The sequence below is a fragment of the Pseudomonas sp. LBUM1676 genome, assembly GCF_059695605.1.
The window spans coordinates 2,850,454-2,868,351 of sequence record NZ_CP166777.1; the positions used below are offsets into that span (position 1 = coordinate 2,850,454).

Here is a 17,898-nt window from a genome sequence, read left to right on the forward strand (position 1 = left end):
GCGGCGTTTTTTGTTGAGGCCATTGTGGCGAGGGAGCTTGCTCGCGCTGGGCTGCGCAGCAGCCCTGAAAGGGGCGGCCAAGTGTCTTCTGACATTGCGCAGAGCCTTGATTGGGGCCGCTTCGCAGCCCAGCGCGAGCAAGCTCCCTCGCCACAGGTTCATGCTCGCCTCAGGATTTTCTTGCAACTGATGCATGCGCGCCCCAGAGCGCTCAGCCTCTACAAACCCTTAACCCTGCCAAGTAAAACAATAGAGGGGTTTTGCCATGATCCACGTCCCGACTTTTCATCCCGCTCACACCTCTACCACCGGAGGTGCGCAATGAGCACCCAAAGCGCCAGCCTGACACCCACCCTGGAACAGCAACGTGAACAGACGTCAGAGCGCAAAGCCTTGCGCCGTGCGGCCAGTGCCAGTTTTATGGGCAACTTTGTCGAGTGGTTCGACTATGCAGCCTATGGCTACCTGGCAACTGTCATCGCCCTGACGTTTTTTCCGCAGACCGACAAGGCGACAGCGCTGCTGGCGACCTTTGCGGTGTTCGCGCTGTCGTTTATCGTCCGTCCGCTGGGCGGGCTGGTCTGGGGTCACTTCGGTGACAAATACGGGCGGCGCAGTGCGTTGTCCTGGTCGATCCTGATCATGTCGGTGTCGACTTTCTGCATCGGTATTCTGCCCACTTACAATCATATCGGCCTGTGGGCGCCGGCCCTGTTGTTGGTGATCCGCCTGTTCCAGGGCTTTTCCGCTTCCGGCGAATACGCCGGTGCTTCGGCCTTTCTCGCCGAGTATGCGCCCGAGGGCAAGCGCGGCTTGTACACCAGCATTGTCCCGGCGAGTACGGCGGCCGGGTTGTTGTTCGGCGCGGTGTTTGTAGCCGGTCTGCATGCCTGGATGAGTGTCGAGGATCTGCACAGCTGGGGCTGGCGCCTGCCGTTTCTGTTGGCGGCGCCGTTCGGTCTGGTGGGGCGCTATATCCGCATCAGTCTGCAGGACACGCCCAAGTTCCTGGAAATGGAAAAACGCCTGGAAGCCAAGGAATGCGCGACCCATTCGCCGGTTCGCGAATTACTCACCGTGCATCGGCGCAGCGTGATCATCGGGATCGGCGTGACCTGCCTGAACGCGGTGGCGTTCTACCTGTTGCTCAGCTACATGCCGACCTACCTGTCCACCGAAATGGGCATGAGCGAGAGTGATTCGTTCCTGGCCTCAACGGTGTCGCTGGCGACCTATATCGGGCTGATTTTCCTGATGGGCAGGCTGTCGGACCGGTTCGGGCGCAAGACCATGTTGCTGACGGCTTCGGTATTGTTCCTGGCGCTGACTTTTCCGCTGTTCGGGATGCTGGAAAACCAGCCGCTGGTGGTGATTCTGATGATCCAGATCGCCTTCGGCGCGATCCTGGCGATGAACGACGGCACCTTGCCGTGCTTCCTCGCCGAGATCTTCCCGACCCGGGTGCGCTTCAGTGGTTTTGCCTTCAGCTTCAATATCGCCAATGCGGTGTTTGGCGGTACTGCACCTTTTATCGCGACCTGGCTGATCCAGCTGACCGGCAACAAAATGGCCCCGGCCTGGTATCTGCTGGCGGCCGCGGCGGTGGCACTGGTGGCCATGCTGGCGAGTCGGGAAACGGCGCATAAGGCTTTGCAGGACTGAGTCGCACTGCCGACAGTGAACACGGCTTGCCTGCGATGGCGATCTCACGGACGCCTTCGCGAGCAGGCTCGCTCCCACAGTGGATTGGTGTCGTGCAGAGGTCTTGTGTACGACACTGGAACCTGTGGGAGCGGGCTTGCTCGCGAAGAGGCCATTGCAGCCAGCATCCATCTTGGATACACGCCAGCCATTGCCAGCAAACCCGTCCCCACCCAATCAATGCACCGCAGCCACCTGCTTGCGCTCTCCAATAGGCGATACGCCGAAAAACCGGCTGTAGCATTTGGAGAAGTGCGCCGGGGAGACGAAGCCGCATGCCAAGGCGATATCGCGCACTTGCGACTCGCTGCGCAGCAACAACTGTCGCGCCCGTGACAGCCGCAGCTCCAGGTAGTACTGGCTCGGCGTGCGTTGCAGGTGCTTGTGGAACAGGCGCTCCAGTTGCCGCACCGACACTTCGTTCAACCGCGCCAGTTCTTCAAGGCCCACCGGCTCTTCGAGATTGGCCTCCATGATCGCCACCATCTGGCTCAGCTTGGGCTGCGAAGTGCCCAGCTTCTGCCGCAACGGCACACGCTGTTGCTCCCTCGCGCCACGCACCCGATCACACAACAGCAACTCGGCCGCATGGGCGGCGATGTCCCGGCCGCCCGGTTCCCGGGCAATCAACTGCAGCGTCATGTCCATCGAGGCGACGCCGCCGGAGCAGGTGTAGCGATCGCGATCGAGTTCGAACAGCTGGTTGGAAATAATGATCCCCGGGAAACGCTCCTTCAGCGCTTCGATGTCTTCCCAGTGAATCGTACAGCGATAACCCTTGAGCAGATCGGCACGCGCCAACAAGTGACTCCCGGTGCAAATCCCTCCCAGCGGCACCTGATCATGCGCCAGCTTGCGCAGCCAATTGAGCAAAGGTCGGCTGCTGTGGTTGGAGACGATCGGGTTGGACCCGACCACAAACAGGATGTCGAGCTTGGGTGCATCGGTAATGGCGTAGTCGGGCAGGATCCGCATGCCGTTGCTGGCCGTGACCGGGTCCAGGCTGGCAGCGATGATGACCGTGCGGAACATCGGTTCGCGCGCCGCCATGTTGGCCATGCGCAAAGTCTCCACGGCGGAGGCGAAGCCGATGGTGGTGAAGTTGGGGATGACCAGGAAACCCACGGTTTTCACCGGCCGTTGTTCTTTAGCCGAACGTCCTGTAGCGGGTTTCGCCACCTGGAGTTTCGCCATCTCTACCGCTCCTCAACTGTGTAATAGTGACGCGCTCTGGAGCAAGCTGCCGACAGGTGGCAACGTCATCTCGATTTTATGGTGATTAACCCTGCATTCGGGGTTACTGGATATTACACCCAGTGCCTGATCAATAGGCATATCGAGACGGGTTACAGGTGTTCAGGAGGGGTGAGGCAGGCGGGGAAGCGCAAAGCGAAAAAAACGGCCCGCTCCGTGGTGGTAAGCGGGCCGCAAAGAGGTGAAAGGTCAATCGGTCAGGCGGTCTTTAAACAAGTGATCGAGCGTTTCTTTGTTCACGCCAACTCGGCTTTCTGCACCGGGGTCTTCCTGGCGTTGAAGATTGCACCCATACAGATAATGGAGAGCGTCAGTGCACCGGTAGCAATCACTTCCATGCGGTGCTGCGGCAAGATCAACATCACCACCAGAATGCTCACGATGCTGACGATCACCAGGTAACTGAGCCAAGGGTAAAACCACATCTTGAAGGCGATCGGCTGACCCGAAGCATTCATCTTTCTGCGCAGTATCAACTGGGAAACAGCAATGGCCAGATAGACCAGCAGTGCAACGGCGCCAGAGGTGGCCAACAGGAAGGAAAACACTTCGTTGGGCGCAAAATAGTTCAGCGCCGTGGTCAGGAAACCCACGGCTGTGCTGGCCAGCACCGCAAAATAAGGCACCCCTGACGCTGAAGTCTTTTGCAGTACCCGAGGGCCATCGCCTCGTTTGCTCAAGGAGAAGACCATGCGCGAGGCGGTGTAAATGGCTGAGTTCAGGCAACTGGCCACGGCGATCAACACCACGATATCGACGATCATTTTCGCGTAGGGAATGTTCATCAACTCCAGCGCCCGCTGGTAAGAGCCGACTTGCACCAGCATCGGGTCGTTCCAGGGAACGATGGAGACGATGAGGAACACCGAGACGATGTAGAAAATCCCCATGCGCCAGACCACGGAGTTGGTCGCGCGGGTAATCTGCTTGGACGGGTTCTGCGATTCAGCGGCTGCAATCGTGACGATTTCCGTGCCCATGAAGCTGAACACCGTGGTGAGCATCGCCCCGACAACGGCGGTCATGCCGTTGGGCATGAAGCCACCGAATTCATGGCTTAGTTGAACCACACCGCTGACGGTCGTATCAGGCAGCCCGCCAACCAGTGCCAGCGCGCCCAGTGCAATAAAGCCCAGTACCGCAATCACCTTGAGCATGGCGAACCAGAATTCGAACTCGCCGTAACGGGCGACACTGAACAGGTTCGTCAGCGTCAGCAGGCCGGTGACCGCTATCGCGAACTCCCAGGTCTGGATGGAGGGGAACCAGGCGTTCAGGATGGCCGCGGCGGCAATGGCTTCGATGGGAATCACCAGCACCCAGAACCACCAGTACAGCCAACCGATGGTAAAGCCGGCGCTGCGGCCCATTGCGCGCTCGGCATAGGTCGAAAACGATCCGGTGTCCGGCGAGGCGACGGCCATTTCGCCGAGCATGCGCATGACCAGCACGACCAGGGTGCCGGACATGATGTACGCCAGGATCGCTGCCGGGCCCGCGGAGGCGATGGCATGTCCCGAGCCGATGAACAGGCCGGCACCGATGGCGCCGGCAATGGAGAGCATGGTGACGTGACGCTGCTTGAGCCCTGGGGCCAAAGTGGAGGTGCTGGACATGAGACGTACCCTTTTTATTATGCTTTGGAGGGTGCAGCGTTAACTGTGGTTTCTTGTTGGCGCACGCCCTTGTGCTTTCAAGTTGCTAAATCAAAGGCCTCCCTTACAGCAGCGCTGATACCGGATACACAGACGTCCAGGATCAACTCGCCTTTCTCGCGACTGGAGCCTTTGGGGGAAGACAATGTGCCGCACGCCGGGGTGCGCTCGGGGATGATGGGGAACACGTCATAAGGCGGAAAACGGGCCGGTGGATGGTCAACGGCGCGGCTCAGGTCGACCTTGTCCGGATGGAGCGCGAGCATCAGCGAAGTTTCAAAGACACCACCATGTTCTATATCCCAGCCGAGGAAACCGTCGGGATATAGCTTTTCGATAACTGCGGGATCGTTAACGAAGTCCCAATAAGACAACACGACAACTTTGAAGTCATCGATGCCGCCATAACGAAGTTCTCGAAGTGCCAGGTCAATGCCCTCGACAATGAACATCGAGTTCTCATAGTGACCGTTCATCATCACCAGTTTGCGGGCGCCATGACGTGCCAGTTCGCGAATGATGTCCTGCACGGTATGGGTCAGCGTGGCGCCATCGAGACTGGTGGTTCCGGGGAAGTGGTTGCCGCCCCCCGATTTCTGCTGGGATTTGTAGCCGTAGGCCAGGGCCGGCAACACCAGGCCGCTGACATTTTGCGCGACCGCCTTGCATATCGCAGTCGGCAGCAGCACATCGACTTCCATGCACATGTGATGGCCATGCTGTTCCAGGGCGCCCACCGGCAGAAAGATCGGGCAGCCGGTGGCGACCTTCTCTGCATACTCTGGCCAGGTGAGTTCGCCAATAACGACACTGTTATTCATCTACACACTCTCTTAAGTGATGGACCTTGCCTTTCCTCTGACCGACCTGTTGGACGGCAGATATCGAAAGTGGCGCATGGAATGATTCGATCAGATCGGCAGGCAAGCGATTTGTCCAAATCCGACCCGTAATTGACAGAACACCCTCTGATTAGACTTTTCTGACAGGGCGGGGTTGGGCAAGCGCTGGCAATGGGTCGGATCTGACAAACTTCAGGTCGGACGCGTACAAAAATGGGTGATGGCGATCTGCTGCAATGCTTCTTGCCAGCCAATGATGCGTGTGGCGGGCAGATCCACCAGCAAGCGGCAAGACCACAAGGACGAGAAGGACAGACGCCACTTTCCATCACCCGGGAGAGACAATAATGAATAACCGCATCGACCTTTCGCGCCGTACCTTCCTCAAGACCACCGGCATCCTGGCAGGCACCGCGGCGTTGTCCGGTTTGCTGCCGATGAGAAGCTTTGCCGCCGCGGAAAAAGAACTGGTGATCCTGGCCTGGGCCGGACACGCCGAACCGGACATCGTCGCCGATTTCGAACGCCAGTATGGGGTCAAGGTCAGGGCCAAGTACTACACCGGCGGCGACAACATGCTGGGGCTGATCTCGCAATCGCCGCCCGGCACTTTCGACCTGATCCTGTCCGACGCCGAATACGTACAGCAACTCAATGCCGCCGAATACATCGAGCAACTCGACCCGGCTGACTACCCCTTCGACGACTTCTACCCCGAGTTCCAGCACTTTCCCGGTCACTGGCAAGGCGACAAGCTCTATTCGGTGCTGATCCGCTTCGGCTTCCTCGGCATCGCCTACAACACCCAGCTCGTGCCCGAATCCAAGGTACGCACCTACGATGTGTTCTGGGACGAGAGCCTCAAGGGCAAGGTCGGCCACTTCGACTGGCACCTGCCGAACCTGGGGCAGATCAGTTTGCTCAATGGCAATGCGCGGCCTTACGACATCGATGCCGCGCAGTGGAAAACCGTCCAGCAGAAGATGATGAGCCTGCGCCCGCAGATCGGTGGCTTCTTCGATTACGGTGGCACTTTCTCGTCCCTGAAAAACGGTCAGGTCCATGCCATGTGCGGGATCGGCGACTGGATCACCGGGGTCTTGCAGCGCGCCGGCGCCCCGGTGAAAACCGTGTTGCCGGAAGAGGGCGGGTTGCAATGGACGGAGTCCTACTGCATCGCCAGAAAGGCCCACAGTCCGGACCTGGCGAAGAAGTTCATCCAGTACATCACCTCACCCCAGGGCCAGGTCAAGTCGGCGAAGATGGCCGCCTACCCGGCGCTGATCCCGAGCAAAAAAGGCTGGGAGCTGCTCAACCAGACCGATCCCGCCGAAGCCAAGCGCCAGGGCATGCTGCTCGGCCAGCGCAACGTCATGGACGATATCCGCGACGGTCGCATCAAGTATCGCGAACTCCCGGTCCGGCAGAGCCTGGATGAGTGGAACGACTTCTGGTCGCAATACAAGGGTGCCTGACGAGGCGCGAGGAGGTGGTCGCAATGATTTCAGACAAACTCAAGACTTCACCGCCGGTGCTGACCGACAACGCGCTGAGCCGCCGGCGGAGCCACAAACGCACCGTGCGCCTGCCTTGGTACGGCCTCAGCTTTTCGCTGCCGATCCTGATCTGGCAGTTGATCTTCTTTGTGTTCCCGCTGGCATTCCTGGTGGCGATCAGCTTCTGGCTGGTGCGCAACTTCCGCATGGTGCCGACGTTCGAGTGGCTGAACTGGAGCTACATGTTCAGCCGCGGCTTCTTCTGGGATGCCTACCTGCATACCCTGGCCATGGCGGCCGGCGCCACCGTGCTGGTGAGCCTGGTGGCTTTTCCCTGCGCTTACGCGATCGCCTTCAAGTTTCGCGAGTCGACCAAACAGTTGCTGGTATTGCTGCTGATCACGCCGTTCTTTACCAGCTACCTGGTGCGCACCTATTCATGGCAGGTGTTCCTCAGCGACAACGGCATCTTCAATGCCGCGCTCGGCCTGCTGGGGCTTGAGCCGTTGGCGATGCTGAACACGACGTTCGGTACCTATGTCGGCTACTTCACGCTGTGCCTGCCACTGGTGGTGTTGCTGCAACTGTTCAGCCTGATGTACATCGATCGCTCGTTGATCGAGGCCGCGCACAATCTCGGCTGCGGACGACTGCGTACGGTGTGGCTGGTGGTGGTGCCGTCGGCACGGATCGGCATCGTGGTGGCGGCGCTGTTCTGCTTCATCCTGACCTTCGGCGATTTCGTCAGCCCGCTGTACCTGGGTGGCGGTCAGCCACCGACCCTGAGCACCCTGATCACTGACACCACCAAGTCCGGTCAGCAATGGCCACGGGCGGCGGTGATCGCCACGATGATGATCCTGACGCTGCTGATCACGGCTTTTGCTGCGGTTCGCTTCGCTTACCGGAGACGCCCATGAACGAGCATCGACTGATCAACTTCCTGCTGCGCAGCTTTGTCGTACTGGTGTTCATCTTCATCTTTACGCCCATTGCCGGCAGCTTCGTGTTCTCGTTCAACATCGACCGTTTTCCGTCGTTGCCCCTGGGCGGTTTCAGCCTGCACTGGTACGAAGCGATTGCGGCCGATCCGGCGGTCTGGCAGGCCTTCGGCAACAGCCTGAAAGTGGGTGTGGTGGTGTCGCTGGTCTCGACCCTGCTCGGGTTCACCGCGGCCTATACCGACTTCCGTTACCAGTTCTTCGGCAAGTCGATCTACATGGCGCTGGCGCTGCTGCCGCCGACCATTCCGGTGGTGATCATGGGCCTGGCCATGCTGGCCTTCCTGTCGCGCGTCGGGCTGTCCGGCGAGGTGTACGCGGTGATGATCAGCCACATCGTGATGTGTGCGCCGTTCGCCATGGCGGTGATCAGGATGCGCCTGGCGCAGATGGATCCGAACATCGAGGCCGCCGCCTGGAACCTGGGAGCCAACCAATGGAAGGCCATGCGTTATGTGATCCTGCCGTTCACGGCACCGAGCATTTTCGCCGCGCTGTTCGTGACCATGGCGGTGTCCTTCGATGAGTTTGCCGTCGCCTGGTTCGTCTCGGGTCTAAACGAGACGGTCCCGGTGCGCATCCTCAACACCTTGCAAGGGCAGGTGAGCCCGACCATCAATGCGATCGGTACGATCGTCTTCATCACGACCATGACCCTGGTGATCCTCGCGCAGCTGCTGTTGATGCGCCGGCGCAAGCCCGCGACTGCCTGATACCACCTCAATCATCCGAACCCGAAGGATTCAGCCATGACTCAACCGCTGGTGGTATTCGACAACGTGGTCAAGCATTTCGGCAGCTACCAGGCCGTCGAACGCATGAACCTGGAAATCTACAAAGGCGAGTTCGTCGCGATCATGGGCTCCAGCGGATGTGGCAAGACCACTACGCTGCGCATGCTCGCGGGCCTCGATAAACCCAGCGAGGGCGAAATTCGTCTCAATGGAGAGCGAATCAATGACCTCTGCTCCTGGGAACGGGAGACGCCGCTGGTCTGGCAAAACCTGGCCCTGTTCCCGTTTCTCAACGTCCTGGAGAATGTCGAGTTCGGCCTGCGCATGAGGGGCATGGCCAAGGCCGAGCGGCGCAAAAAGGCGCTGCACTGGCTTGAACGGCTGGACCTGGGGGAATTCGCCACCCGCGATATCAGCCTGCTTTCCGGTGGTCAGCGGCAGCGGGTGGCGCTGGCCCGTTCGTTGGTCACCGAGCCGCCGATCCTGCTGCTCGACGAACCACTGAGCGCGCTCGATGCCCATTTGAGCGTGCGCATGCAAGGCGTGCTGACCGGGCTGCAGAAGGACCTGGGCATCACGTTCGTCTACGTCACCCACAGTCAATCCGAAGCCTTTGCCATGGCCGATCGCGTAGTGATCATGAGTCGCGGCCGGGTTGAACAGATCGGCTCGCCGCAGGAGGTGTTCCTTGAGCCGCATAACCGTTTCGTCGCCGAGTTCGTCGGTGGCAAGAACATCCTGAGCGGCACGGTCGCCGGCTTCGACGATGCCGGACTGGTTCGTGTCGATTCGACGCACGGCCAATTCCAGGCGCGGCTACCGGAGAGTAAATCGGTCGTCCCCGGTCAGGAGGTGACGGTCTGCATCAGCGCCGAGCATATCGACTTGTCGGCGCAACCGGTGCTGCACAACCGACTGGCCTGCACCGTGGTCGGTGAAGAGTTCATCGGTTCGATGGTCAACATCTATCTCGAAACCAGGGATGGGCTTGAGCTGCAGGTGCAGAAACCGCATGCCGAATACAACCGGCTTGGGGTGAACTGCGGGCAGGACATTTTCGCCGAATGGGACGGTGTGCATGCGTTGATTTTGCGAGGTGACTGAGTGCTCGGGTTGGCGAAAGTCATAGGGTTTGCATCAGCCAGTCTCTGAAAGCTTTCAAGGAAGGCAGGTTTTCATTGCGCCTTGGATACACCAGGTAATAACTGCGGCGGCTGATGATCGGCTCGCCCAGGCACGCCAGTTCACCGCTGAGCAACTCGTCCTCCACCAGGATGCGCGGCACCAGGCCGATGCCGATGCCGACCCGCACCGCCTGGATCAGATGCGAGGTCATTTCGAAGCTCGGGCCGATGCGCATCGCCCGATGGGGCAGTGCATGATGGGAGAACCATTCGGCCCACGCTTGCGCGTTACTGCTGACGTTGAGCAGCAGTTGGTCGGTGATGTGCTGTTCGGCCTCGCGTCGCTGCGCCGGGGTCAGTTGCGGGCTGGCGATGACCACCAGTTCTTCGGTGTGCAGGCGATGTGCGGTCAGGCCCGGCCAGTCGCCGCTGCCGACGCAGATCGCGGCATCGATTTCGCTGCTGTCGAAGTCGATGGCCTCGATCCGGGAGTGCAGGTGCACGGTCATGCCCGGATGGGCGGTGTAGAAATCCTTCAAGCGCGGCAACAGCCATTTCGAGCCGAAGGTCGGCAAGGTGGCCAGGCGCAGGCTGTGAATGCCGGACTGGAACGCCATGACCTGCAGGGTGGCGCTGCGGATCTGTCCCAGCGCTTCGCTCAACTCGCGCTGATACAGACGGCCAACGTCGGTGAGGATGACCCGCCGGCCTTCGCGGCTGAACAGGCGCATGCCCAACAGCTTCTCGAGGATTTGCACCTGGCGACTGACCGCACTCTGGGTCAGGGACAGCTCCTGGGCGGCACGGGTATAGCTTTCATGGCGCGCGGCGGCATCGAAGGCCAGCAGCAGCGACATGGAAGGGGTCAGCAGTCTGGGATTCATTCGTAAAAGTCATCAATGTCGAGTGGAATATTCGTTTGTGCCGAGCAGCCTATCCAATGAACATTGGCACTGTGTGACGAAGAAGACTGGCGTAATCATTCGCTCCCTACAAGTGTACTTCGTTGATTGACCTGATTTCGACCCGAGACCCGACCCCGATGATCGCTCAGCTTTCGCCTGCCACTGCATTGACATCCAGCTATCGTCAGTTCCTTTCGGAACTGGCCGCCAGCGGTTTCAAAGGTGAGATCAGCGACCGATACGCCAGCCGCGTGGTGCTGGCCACCGACAACTCGATCTACCAGCGTTTGCCCCAGGCGGCAGTGTTCCCGGTGGACGCCGACGACGTGGCGCGCATTGCCCGGTTGATCGCCCGGCCTGAATTCGAGCAAGTGGCCGTCACCCCGCGCGGCGGAGGTACCGGCACCAATGGCCAGTCGTTGACCGATGGCATCGTGGTCGATATCTCGCGGCACATGAACCGCATTCTGGAGATCAATGTCGAGGAGCGTTGGGTGCGGGTTCAGGCCGGGGTGGTCAAGGACCAGCTGAACAAGGCACTTAAGGCCTCCGGGTTGTTCTTCGCCCCGGAACTGTCCACGTCCAACCGCGCGACGATCGGCGGCATGATCAGTACCGATGCCAGCGGCCAAGGCAGTTGCACTTACGGCAAGACCCGTGACCATGTGCTTGAACTCAAGACGCTCCTGCGCGGCGGCGAATACCTGCATGGCCGTCCTCTGGATGAAGCCGAGCTCGAACGCGAATGCGCCCGTGGGGACCGTGTCGGTGAGGTGTATCGTTGCGCGCGGCGGATCATCGACGAGCAGGGCGAGCTGATCAAGGCGCGCTTTCCGGACCTCGACCGCTGCCTGACCGGGTACGACCTGGCGCATTTGCGCGGGGCCGATAACCGCTTCAACCTCAACAGTGTGCTGTGCGGGGCTGAAGGCTCGCTGGGGTTTGTGGTCGAGGCGAAGTTGAATGTGCTGCCGATCCCCGCCATACCATGCTGGTGAACATTCGATACGCCGGGTTCATGGACGCGTTGCGCGATGCCCGGGCGCTGCTCACGCTCAAGCCGCTGTCGATCGAGACCGTCGACTCCAAGGTGCTGTTGCTGGCGATGCAGGACATCGTCTGGCATGGCGTGGCCGAGTATTTTCCGACCCAGGCCGAGCGGCCGACACTGGGGATCAACCTGGTGGAATTCTGTGGCGATGACCTCGAAGAGCTGCAGGGTCGGGTCGCCGCCTTTATCGAGCATCTGGCCGTCGACACGGGCGTTGAACGCCTGGGGCATACCCTGGCCGTCGGCCATGCGGCGGTGACCAGGGTGTACGGCATGCGCAAGAAGGCCGTCGGGTTGCTCGGCAATGTGGCGGGTGAAGCGCGGCCGCAGCCCTTTGTCGAAGATACCGCCGTGCCCCCGCAGCGGCTGGCCGATTACATTGCCGAGTTTCGCGACTTGCTGGACAGCCATGGCTTGCAGTACGGCATGTTCGGCCACGTCGATGCCGGCGTGTTGCACGTGCGGCCCATCCTCGACATGAAGGACCCTGTGCAGGCTGCGCTGGTGCGGCCGATTTCCGATGGCGTGGCCGCGTTGACCCAACGCTATGGCGGCTTGCTGTGGGGCGAGCATGGCAAGGGCCTGCGCTCGGAATACGCGCCGGCCTTTTTTGGTGAGCTCTACGCTTCGCTGCAGGCGCTCAAGGCGGCGTTCGATCCTTGCAATCAACTCAACCCCGGCAAGATCGCCACGCCGGATACCCGCACGGCAAGGCTGTTGAAAGTCGACGAAGTACCCTTGCGCGGCGAGCTGGATCGGCAGATCGACGAGCGCGTCTGGAACAGTTATGGCACGGCGATGCACTGCAATGGTAATGGCGCCTGCTATAACTTCGACCCCGATGACGCCATGTGCCCGTCGTGGAAAGCCACCCGCCAGCGCGTGCATTCGCCCAAGGGCCGGGCTTCGTTGATTCGCGAATGGTTGCGTCTGCAAGGCGAGGCGGGGATCGATGTGCTGTCGGATGCCTGCCGCCGGCCCGCGTTTTTCAGCGGGCTTGCCCGGCGCTGGCGCAACAGCCGGGCGCAACGCAGCGGCGCGCAGGACTTTTCCCATGAGGTGTATGACGCCATGGCCGGTTGCCTGGCGTGTAAATCCTGCGCGGGACAATGCCCGGTGAAGGTCAATGTGCCGGAGTTCCGGTCGCGGTTCCTGGAGCTTTATCACTCACGTTATCTGCGCCCGGTGCGCGATTATCTGATTGCTTCGCTTGAATACACCGTGCCTTACCTGGCTCGTGTTCCGCGTCTGTACAATGCGCTGATGGGGGCGGGGTTCAGCAGTCGATTGCTGGAGCGGCACGTCGGGATGGTGGACAGTCCGTTGCTCAGTCGCTTCGATTTCCAAAGGGCGGTGCGGCATTGGCAGGCGCGACCGGCGACGACGCAAATCCTGTCGGCACTCAGTGCGCAACAGCGCGCCCGCAGCGTCATCCTGGTCCAGGACGCCTTCACCCGTTACTTCGAGACGCCCTTGCTGGTCGATCTGATCGAGCTGATCTCCCGGCTGGGTTACCAGGTGTATCTGGCGCCGTTCAGCCCCAATGGCAAACCGCTGCATGTGCAGGGTTTCCTGTCCGCGTTCAATCGCGCCGCGGTGCGCAATGCCGATCAGTTGCGCGACCTTGCGCGCTTCGACATACCGCTGGTGGGGCTGGATCCGGCGATGACCCTGGTCTACCGCCAGGAGTACCTCAAGGTGCCGGGTCTGGAGCAATGTCCCGAGGTGGCGCTGCTTCAGGAATGGCTGCTGACCGTCTTGCCGGAACGGCCAGTGCGGACGACGGCGGTTGATTTTCGCCTGTTGGCCCACTGCACCGAGAAGACCAACGCGCCCGCCAGCACCCGGCAGTGGGAGCAGGTGTTCGAGCGCGCGGGGTTGCGGTTGAAGACCCAGGCGACGGGGTGCTGCGGGATGTCGGGCACTTACGGCCATGAAGCGCGCAACAAGGCCACGTCGGTGACGATTTTCGAGCAGTCGTGGGCCAGTCAGGTGTCGGCACCGGCCGAGCAGGGTGAGGCGCTGGCCACAGGTTATTCCTGCCGCAGCCAGGTCAAGCGTCTGTCCGAGCAAACCCTGCGCCATCCGTTGCAGGCACTGCTGGAAGTCTATCGGCGCTGAAACCCCCCTGTAGGAGCGAGCTTGCTCGCGAAAAACCCGAGGGCGGCGTGTTCATCCAGACAGCACGCGTCATCGTTAACGTCCTTCGCGAGCAAGCTCGCTCCTACAGGGACGCGGCGTTACGGGGCCGGGAAATCTACCAGCCCTTGACCCCGCTCATATCCGGCAGCTTGTGGGCAATCCCCTTGTGGCAGTCGATGCAGGTGGCTTCGCCCTTGGTCAGGGACGTCGAGTGCATGGCCGCGGCGCGTTTGCCCTGGCGGGTAAAGTCCATGAACTCGAAGTTGTGACAGTTGCGGCATTCGCGCGAGTCGTTGGCCTTGAGCCTGGCCCACTCATGTTCGGCCAGCTCGCGCCGCAGGACGAGAAATTTGTCGCGGGTATCGATGGTGCCGAAAATTTTGCCCCAGACCTCCTTCGAAGCCTGCATCTTGCGTGCGATTTTATGGGTCCATTCGTGGGGCACGTGGCAGTCCGGGCAACTGGCGCGCACACCGGAACGGTTGGTGTAGTGGATCGTGTCCTTGAGCTCGACGAACACGTTGTCGCGCATTTCATGGCAGGAGATGCAGAATTTCTCGGTATTGCTCAGCTCAAGCGCCGTGTTGAAACCGCCCCAGAAAATGATCCCGGCGATAAACCCCCCCAGCGTCAGAAAGCCCAGGCTGTAGTAGAGGCTCGGGCGACGCAGGATGCCCCAGTAGTCCTTGAGCAGGGCGAACAGTGCTTTCATGTTGCCTCCTCAGGGTTTCTGCGCGGCGTTGGCGTCGTCTTGCAGTATTTTGTCGATGGTCTCGAAGTTGTTGTTCACCAGGGGTAGCACGTCCGTTTGCGGCACGTGGCATTGGTTGCAGAAGTAGCGACGCGGTGATACCGCCGCCAGTGCCTGGCCGTCGCGGTCCATGTAATGGGTGATGCTGATCATCGTCGCCTGGCTGCGCGCGCTGTTGGCCCGGCTGTGACACGACAGGCACTTGTTGCCGTTCATGTCGATTTGATAACCGCGAATGCTGTGGGGAATGGTGGGCGGTTGGTCCGGGTAATTGCGTTCGCGCTTGAGGTCCTTGTTTTCTTCGTCGGCGATGGGCGGGGCGGGCATGCTCTGGGTCAGGGTGCCGCCGGGCCGCCGCCCGTCCGGCCCTGACGCATCGAGCGGGTAGTCGACTTCCGCAGCGATCACCACGCCAATCGCGGCGAGCAGAAGCAACGGCAGGATTCGAAAAGGCATGACGGTTCTCCTCAGGCCACGCTGACCAACTCGATGCGTATCGCACATTTCTTGTAGTCGGTTTGCTTGGAGATCGGGTCGGTGGCGTCGAGCGTGACCTTGTTGATCAGCTTGTTGGCATCGAAAAACGGCACGAACACCAGCCCCTGAGGGGGTTTGTTGCGCCCGCGGGTTTCGATGCGCGCGCGGATTTCACCGCGCCGGCTGATCAACTTCACTTCACTGCCACGCCGTGCCTTCAGCGCCTTGGCGTCGTCGGGGTGCATGTAGACCAGCGCGTCCGGCACCGCTTTGTACAGCTCCTCGACGCGTTGGGTCATGGTGCCGGTATGCCAGTGTTCGAGCACGCGCCCGGTGCTCAGCCAGAACGGGTAATCGGCGTCCGGGGCTTCGGCCGGCGGTTCGTAGGGGAGGGCGAAGATGATCGCCTTCTTGTCCGGGTAGCCGTAGAACTGCACCTCGCTGCCTTTCTCCACGTAAGGGTCCAGGCCCTCGCGATAGCGCCAGCGGGTTTCCTTGCCGTCGACCACCGGCCAGCGCAGGCCTCGCTCGTTGTGGTAGCGGTCGAACGTGGCAAGGTCATGGCCGTGACCGCGGCCGAACTGGGCGTACTCTTCGAACAAACCTTTTTGCAGGTAGAAACCGAAGGCCTTGGCTTCATCGTTCTTGTAGCCGGCTTCCAGTTGCTCGACCGGGAACTGGTCGACCTGGCCATTTTTGAACAGCACCTCGAACAGGGTCTTGCCCTTGTACTCGGGGGCCTTGGCCAGCAGCTCGGCGGGCCAGGTTTCGTCGGTGGTGAACCGCTTGGAAAACTCCAGCAACTGCCACAGGTCGGACTTGGCGTCCCCGGGTGCGGTCACCAGTTGATGCCAGAATTGCGTCCGCCGTTCGGCGTTGCCAAACGCACCTTCCTTTTCCACCCACATGGCGCTGGGCAGGATCAGATCGGCGGCCTGGGCGGATACGGTGGGGTAGACATCGGAGACAATCACGAAGTTGTCCGGGTTACGCCAACCCGGCAGGACTTCCTGCATGATGTTCGGCCCGGCGTGCATGTTGTTGCTGGCCTGGGTCCAGTAGACGTTGAGCACGCCGTCCTTGAGCATGCGGCTCTGTTCTACTGCGTGAAAACCGGGTTTTTCCTGAATGGTGCCGGCGGGCAGCTTCCAGATTTTTTCGGCGATGGCACGGTGCTTGGGATTGGTCACGACCAGGTCGGCGGGCAAGCGGTGGGAGAACGTTCCGACCTCGCGTGCCGTGCCACAGGCCGAAGGTTGACCGGTCAAGGAGAAAGGGCTGTTGCCCGGCTCGCTGATCTTGCCCGTGAGCAGGTGGATGTTGTAAATCAGGTTGTTGGCCCAGACGCCGCGAGTGTGCTGGTTGAAACCCATGGTCCAGAACGACACGACCTTGCGTTTGGGGTCGGCATACAACTCGGCGAGGTTTTTCAGGCGTTCAGCCGGGACACCGGTCTCCCTGGCGGTTCGCTCCAGCGTGTAGGGTTTGACGAACGCGGCGTACTGTTCGAAGGAGATATCCGTCCAGGTGTTGGCCTTGGCGGCATTCTTCGCTTTCATTTCCCGTGGATCGTCTGGGCGCAGGCCGTAGCCGATATCTTCAGCGCCTTGGGCAAAGCGGGTGTGCTTGCTGATGAAATCCTGGTTCACCGCACCGCTTTCAATGATGTGGTTGGCGATGTAGTTGAGGATCATCAGGTCGGTTTGCGGCTTGAACACCATGGGGATGTCGGCCAGCTCGAAGCTGCGGTGCTCGAAGGTGGAGAGCACGGCCACTTTCACGTGGGGCTGGCTCAGGCGGCGGTCGGTGACCCGGCTCCAGAGCACCGGGTGCATCTCGGCCATGTTCGAGCCCCAGAGCACGAAGGCATCGGTGGCTTCGATGTCGTCATAGCAGCCCATCGGCTCATCCATGCCAAAGGTGCGCATGAAGCCCATCACCGCCGAGGCCATGCAGTGCCGGGCGTTGGGGTCGATGTTGTTGCTGCGAAAGCCGGCCTTCATCAACTTGTTGGCGGCGTAGCCTTCCCACACCGTCCATTGCCCGGACCCGAACATGCCGACCGATCCGGGGCCCTTGCTCTTCAAGGCTTCCTTGAACTTCAGTTCCATGATGTCGAAGGCCTTCTCCCAGCTGATCGGCTGGAATTCGCCCTGCTTGTCGTACTGGCCATTGCTCATGCGCAACAGCGGTTGGGTCAGGCGATCAACGCCATACATGATCTTGGAAAGAAAATAGCCCTTCACGCAGTTCAGGCCGCGGTTGACCTCGGCCTTGACGTCGCCATGGGTGGCGACCACCCGGTTGTCCCGGGTCGCGACCATCACGCTGCACCCGGTGCCGCAGAAACGGCAGGGCGCCTTGTTCCAGTCCAGGGTGACCATGTCCGCTTCGGTCACCAGGTTACTGGCGGAGGTCACAATCGGCAGGCCGGCAGCGGCGGCGGCGATGGCGGCGGCCTGGGCCTTGACGAATGCTCGGCGGGACATGCTCATTGGGTATCTCCTTCGGGTTCGAGGAGTTCGTGATAGATCAACGCGGCGTTGAGCACGCCCGGCAGGTTGTTGATCTGTTCGATGCGTTGAAGTATTTGGCTTTCGTGTACGGCCTCGAGGACCACCACCAGTTTTCCGGCAGCACTTTCCTGATGCAGTTCCAGGCCGTCCAACAGGCGAAGGTTGGCTTTGACGGCGTCGAACAATTCAGGTCGGGCGAGTACGACAAGACTGGCGATATGCAGCGCTTCGTCCATGTGCTGGCTCCAA

General features: G+C 60.8%; 13 protein-coding genes and 1 pseudogene. 6 read left to right on the top strand and 8 right to left on the bottom strand.

The annotated features are described in order from the left end of the window. The first annotated feature begins 321 nt into the window (after positions 1-321). Positions 322-1,662 carry an MFS transporter gene (locus tag ACA041_RS13375; RefSeq protein WP_497441536.1) on the top strand — a complete coding sequence of 447 codons (1,341 nt, stop codon included), beginning with the start codon at positions 322-324 and terminating at the stop codon, positions 1,660-1,662. A gap of 216 nt (positions 1,663-1,878) precedes the next feature. On the opposite strand, the gene cahR is transcribed toward ACA041_RS13375, so the two are convergent. The 3 genes from cahR to ACA041_RS13390 form a co-directional block, all read right to left on the bottom strand. Next, positions 1,879-2,895 (bottom strand): transcriptional regulator CahA, encoded by a 1,017-nt coding sequence (cahR, locus tag ACA041_RS13380; RefSeq protein WP_497441537.1) that lies wholly within the window; start codon positions 2,893-2,895, stop codon positions 1,879-1,881. 296 nt (positions 2,896-3,191) lie between these two features. Continuing rightward, positions 3,192-4,571, bottom strand: coding sequence for a GABA permease (gene gabP / locus ACA041_RS13385; protein ID WP_497441538.1), 1,380 nt, complete (start codon positions 4,569-4,571; stop codon positions 3,192-3,194). 77 nt (positions 4,572-4,648) lie between these two features. Continuing rightward, complete coding sequence (locus tag ACA041_RS13390; protein WP_497441539.1) at positions 4,649-5,431, bottom strand: creatininase; 783 nt, start codon at positions 5,429-5,431, stop codon at positions 4,649-4,651. Between the two features lie 368 nt (positions 5,432-5,799). Between ACA041_RS13390 and ACA041_RS13395 the strand changes: the two genes are divergently transcribed. Genes ACA041_RS13395 through ACA041_RS13410 form a run of 4 tightly spaced genes read left to right on the top strand, consistent with a single transcriptional unit; the run spans position 5,800 to position 9,787 of the window. Next, a complete protein-coding gene (locus ACA041_RS13395) occupies positions 5,800-6,927 on the top strand; it encodes an extracellular solute-binding protein (RefSeq protein ID WP_497441540.1) in 1,128 nt (375 codons plus the stop codon). Between the two features lie 23 nt (positions 6,928-6,950). Continuing rightward, positions 6,951-7,868, top strand: a complete 918-nt coding sequence (locus tag ACA041_RS13400) for an ABC transporter permease (RefSeq protein ID WP_497441541.1) — start codon at positions 6,951-6,953, stop codon at positions 7,866-7,868. Beyond that, a complete protein-coding gene (locus ACA041_RS13405; protein WP_497441542.1) occupies positions 7,865-8,662 on the top strand; it encodes an ABC transporter permease in 798 nt (265 codons plus the stop codon). Before ACA041_RS13400 ends, ACA041_RS13405 begins: the two co-directional genes overlap by 4 nt. Before the next feature lie 36 nt (positions 8,663-8,698). After that, positions 8,699-9,787 carry an ABC transporter ATP-binding protein gene (locus ACA041_RS13410; RefSeq protein ID WP_497441543.1) on the top strand — a complete coding sequence of 363 codons (1,089 nt, stop codon included), beginning with the start codon at positions 8,699-8,701 and terminating at the stop codon, positions 9,785-9,787. Positions 9,788-9,806: 19 nt separating this feature from the next. On the opposite strand, the gene ACA041_RS13415 is transcribed toward ACA041_RS13410, so the two are convergent. Beyond that, positions 9,807-10,691: a LysR substrate-binding domain-containing protein gene (locus ACA041_RS13415; protein WP_497441544.1), complete on the bottom strand. Its 885-nt coding sequence runs from the start codon at positions 10,689-10,691 to the stop codon at positions 9,807-9,809. 158 nt (positions 10,692-10,849) lie between these two features. Here ACA041_RS13415 and ydiJ point away from each other — a divergent pair. Next, positions 10,850-13,884, top strand: a pseudogene (gene ydiJ, locus ACA041_RS13420) (D-2-hydroxyglutarate dehydrogenase YdiJ). Between the two features lie 136 nt (positions 13,885-14,020). On the opposite strand, the gene ACA041_RS13425 reads toward ydiJ, so the two are convergent. From ACA041_RS13425 to ACA041_RS13440, 4 genes are read right to left on the bottom strand one after another with little or no spacing between them, the layout of a single operon-like run. Continuing rightward, entirely contained in the window at positions 14,021-14,617 is a 597-nt protein-coding gene (locus tag ACA041_RS13425; RefSeq protein ID WP_497441545.1) for a cytochrome c3 family protein, read from the bottom strand. A gap of 9 nt (positions 14,618-14,626) precedes the next feature. Then, positions 14,627-15,112 (bottom strand): nitrate reductase cytochrome c-type subunit, encoded by a 486-nt coding sequence (locus ACA041_RS13430; protein ID WP_497441546.1) that lies wholly within the window; start codon positions 15,110-15,112, stop codon positions 14,627-14,629. A gap of 11 nt (positions 15,113-15,123) precedes the next feature. Beyond that, positions 15,124-17,628 carry a nitrate reductase catalytic subunit NapA gene (gene napA, locus ACA041_RS13435; RefSeq protein ID WP_497441547.1) on the bottom strand — a complete coding sequence of 835 codons (2,505 nt, stop codon included), beginning with the start codon at positions 17,626-17,628 and terminating at the stop codon, positions 15,124-15,126. Continuing rightward, entirely contained in the window at positions 17,625-17,885 is a 261-nt protein-coding gene (locus tag ACA041_RS13440; protein ID WP_497441548.1) for a chaperone NapD, read from the bottom strand. The genes napA and ACA041_RS13440 overlap by 4 nt, the downstream gene beginning before the upstream one ends. Positions 17,886-17,898 lie beyond the last annotated feature (13 nt).